General features: G+C 74.1%; 3 protein-coding genes. 1 reads left to right on the plus strand and 2 read right to left on the minus strand.

Features of this window, described 5'->3' with window-relative positions; genetic code table 11:
- The coding region (locus AC5LSR_RS06810; RefSeq protein WP_250282853.1) for a sensor histidine kinase at positions 1-1,041 on the plus strand (1,041 nt) is incomplete at its 5' end.
- Between the two features lie 122 nt (positions 1,042-1,163).
- On the opposite strand, the gene AC5LSR_RS06815 is transcribed toward AC5LSR_RS06810, so the two are convergent.
- Both AC5LSR_RS06815 and AC5LSR_RS06820 read right to left on the minus strand, forming a co-directional pair.
- On the minus strand, positions 1,164-1,982 hold the full coding sequence (locus AC5LSR_RS06815) for an enoyl-CoA hydratase/isomerase family protein (protein WP_250282851.1): 819 nt from the start codon (positions 1,980-1,982) through the stop codon (positions 1,164-1,166).
- Between the two features lie 2 nt (positions 1,983-1,984).
- Entirely contained in the window at positions 1,985-3,157 is a 1,173-nt protein-coding gene (locus tag AC5LSR_RS06820; protein ID WP_250282849.1) for a thiolase family protein, read from the minus strand.
- Positions 3,158-3,269 lie beyond the last annotated feature (112 nt).

Here is a 3,269-nt window from a genome sequence, read left to right on the forward strand (position 1 = left end):
CAGGACGGGCAGGACGGGCAGGATGTACGGCGCACCGGGGGAGCGGGTGACGCGCGGGCAGCCATCGCCACGGACGGTGACAGGCCGCCGCGCCCGGGCGGCCGGGGCTGGCGTGCCGTCCACAGCGTGGGCGTCGACCCGTGCGCGCGTCCCGAGGAGGGCGACGTGGACGTGCCGGTCGGCGACAACCTCGCCCTGGTGTTACGCGGACGCCCACTGCCGGCCGCGGACCGCCGGATACTCGCCGCGTTCGCCGTGCAGGCCGCGCTCGCCCTTGAGCAACGCCGGCTCGCCGAAGCCGCCGCCGAGGCCGGGCCGCTGGCCGAGGCGGACCGGGTGCGCACCGCCCTGCTGGCCGCGGTCAGCCACGACCTGCGCTCACCGCTGGCCTCGGCCAAGGCGGCCGTCGCGAGCCTGCGCAGCCAGGACGTCGTCTGGACGCCGGACGAGCAGGCGGAGCTGCTGGCCACCGCCGACGAGTCCATGGACCGGCTCAGCCGGCTCGTCGACAACCTGCTGGACATGAGCCGGCTGCAGGCCGGGGTGCTCAGCGTCTTCCCCCGCCAGACCGGTCTCGACGACGTCGTCCCGCACGCCCTCGACGAGCTCGGGGCACCCGGCCGGACGGTGGAGATCCAGGTGCCGGACGGCCTGCCCGACATCTACGCCGACCCCGCGCTGCTGGAGCGGATCGTGGTCAACCTCGCCGCCAACGCCCTGCGGCACTCCCCGGCGGGGACCCATCCCGTCATCACCGCGAGCGCGCTGGAGGACAGGGTCGAGCTGCGGGTCATCGACCGTGGGCCCGGTATCCCGGCGGAGAACCGGGACCGGGTCTTCCAGCCGTTCCAGCGCCTCGGTGACCGGGACAACACCACTGGTGTCGGGCTCGGCCTCGCCCTCTCCCGCGGCCTGGCCGAGGCCATGGGCGGCTCCCTCGTCACCGACGACACCCCCGGCGGCGGGCTCACGATGGTCCTGGCGCTGCCCGCCGCCTGGTCCGTCCAGCAGCCGGTCCCCGCTGTTCCGCCCAGCGGATGACCTGGAGTTTCAGGCCGCCCCGCCGTGTGCGCGGGCAACCGGCGCCGCCGCCCACGGCGACCGTCCGGAATACTCCCGCCCCGCCCCGCCGTGTGCGCGGGCAACCGGCGCGGATGTTTCCGTCAGGGGCCGGCCGGGCGGTTGAAGACGGGTGGGCGGCGCTGCAGGAAGGCGTCGATGCCCTCGGACAGGTCGGGGCCGTGGTGCAGCGCCGCCACGCTCCAGTAGCTGGTCGTCATCGCGGTGGCGAGATCGACCTGCCAGGCCGAGCGCAGCGCCTGCTTGGTCGCCTCGACGGCCCGCCAGGACTTCGCCGCGATCTTCGAGGCCAGCTCGACGGCGGCCGGGATCAGCTCGTCGGGCTCGACCACCCGGTTGACCAGCCCGATCTCGAGCGCGCGGGCGGCGTCGAGCAGCTCGCCGGTCAGGGCCAGCTCGGCCGCGAGGCCGGAGCCGAGGAGCCTGGGCAGGAACCACGTCCCGCCGTTGCCGGGCGGCAGCCCGATGTTGATGTAGGTCTCGCCCAGCCTGGCCACTGTCGAGGCGATCCGCAGGTCGCAGGCCAGGGCGAGATCGAGGCCGCCCGCGGTGGCGCCGCCGTTGATCGCCGCGATTGTCGGCAGCCGCGAGGCGACGACCCGCTGGGTGACCGGGAAGAGCACCCGGGCGTTGTAGGGCTCCTGCTCGACGGCGAGCCGGTGGTCGATGTACTCCCGCATCGCCTTCAGGTCGGCGCCGGCGGAGAACTGCCGGCCGGCACCGGTGAGGACCAGGCAGCGCACCGTGCGGTCGGCCTCGAGCGCCGTCAGCGCCGCCAGCAGGTCGCGGACGAGCTCCGGCACGACACCGTTGCCGCGGTCCGGACGGTTGAGCGTCACCAGCACGACCCCGTCGGCCACCTGCTCGTGGAAAAGGGTCTCCAGATCGACTCGCTTGCCCATCGTCAGGCCACCTTCTCAAGGATGGTCGCGACCGCGGCCGCGTAGGTACCCGCCAGCCAGCCGCCGGCGTTCACGGCCATGCCCACCCGGGCCCCCTCGACCTGCCGGCCGCCGGCCCGTCCGGTGAGCTGGTCGTAGATCTCGACGAGCTGCGCGCAGCCCGTCGCCCCGATGGGATGCCCGCGGCTGAGCAGCCCCCCGCTGACGTTCACCGGCAGCCGCCCGCCCAGGGCGGTGGCGCCGGAGCGCAGGAGCAGGTGCCCCTCGCCGGGGGCGCACAGGCCGATGTCGGCGTACTGGAGGATCTCCGCGGGCGCGGCGGCGTCGTGCAGCTCAAGCACGTCGAGGTCGTCGGGCCCGAGGCCGGCGTCGTCGAACGCCGCGCCCGCGGCGGCGGCCACCGGCTGTGAGCCGGGCCCGGCACCGGCGGCGAGACGGGTCGCGCGTACCGCACACCCGGCCTGGCCCAGCCGCTGGGCGTAGTTCTCCGAGCACAGTACGGCGGCGGCGGCCCCGTCCGTCGTCGGCGAGCACATCGGCAGGGTCAGCGGGTCGACGATCACACGCCCGGCCAGCACCTCCTCGACCGTCTGCGGCTTCTGGAACTGGGCCAGCGGGTTGAGCGAGGCGTGCCGACGGTTCTTGACGGCGACCGCGGCGAGATCGGCGGCCGTCGCGCCGTACTCGGCCAGGTACTTCCGGGCCTCCTGGGCGTAGACGTCGACGAACACGGAGCTCGTGGCCGGCCCGTTCGCCGCGGGGGATACGGCCGAGACGTCGGTGGCCCCCCGCAGGGCGTCGAAGGCCCGGGACTTCTCGGTGTGCGAGAGCTTCTCGACACCGATGACCAGTGCCACGTCACAGCGCCCGGACAGGACGGCCTCGAACGCCAGACCGGCCGCCGAACTGCTGGACGCGCAGGCGTTCTCGACGTTGACCAGGGGGACCCCGGCCAGGCCGGTGCCCTGCAGCGCCACCTGCCCGCGGATCATCTCCTGCCCGGACACCAGGCCCGCGGCCGCGTTGCCGGAGAAGACGCGCTGCACGTCGGACGCGGTGATCCCCGCATCCTTCAGCGCGAGATCGACGACCTCCTCGACCATGGCCCGCTCACCGCGGCGCACATCCCGCCCGAAGCGGATCATGCCGACGCCGATGACCTGTACCCTGCCCATGATGAGCGCACCCTTCCTCGCCGGTCAGGCCGGCCGGTCAGCATTGCCGTCAGGCCGGTCAGCATTGCCGGTCAGCATTGCCGGTCGGTATTGCCGGTCAACATTGCCGGTC

This window comes from Protofrankia sp. CiP1_Cm_nod4, from assembly GCF_982290645.1.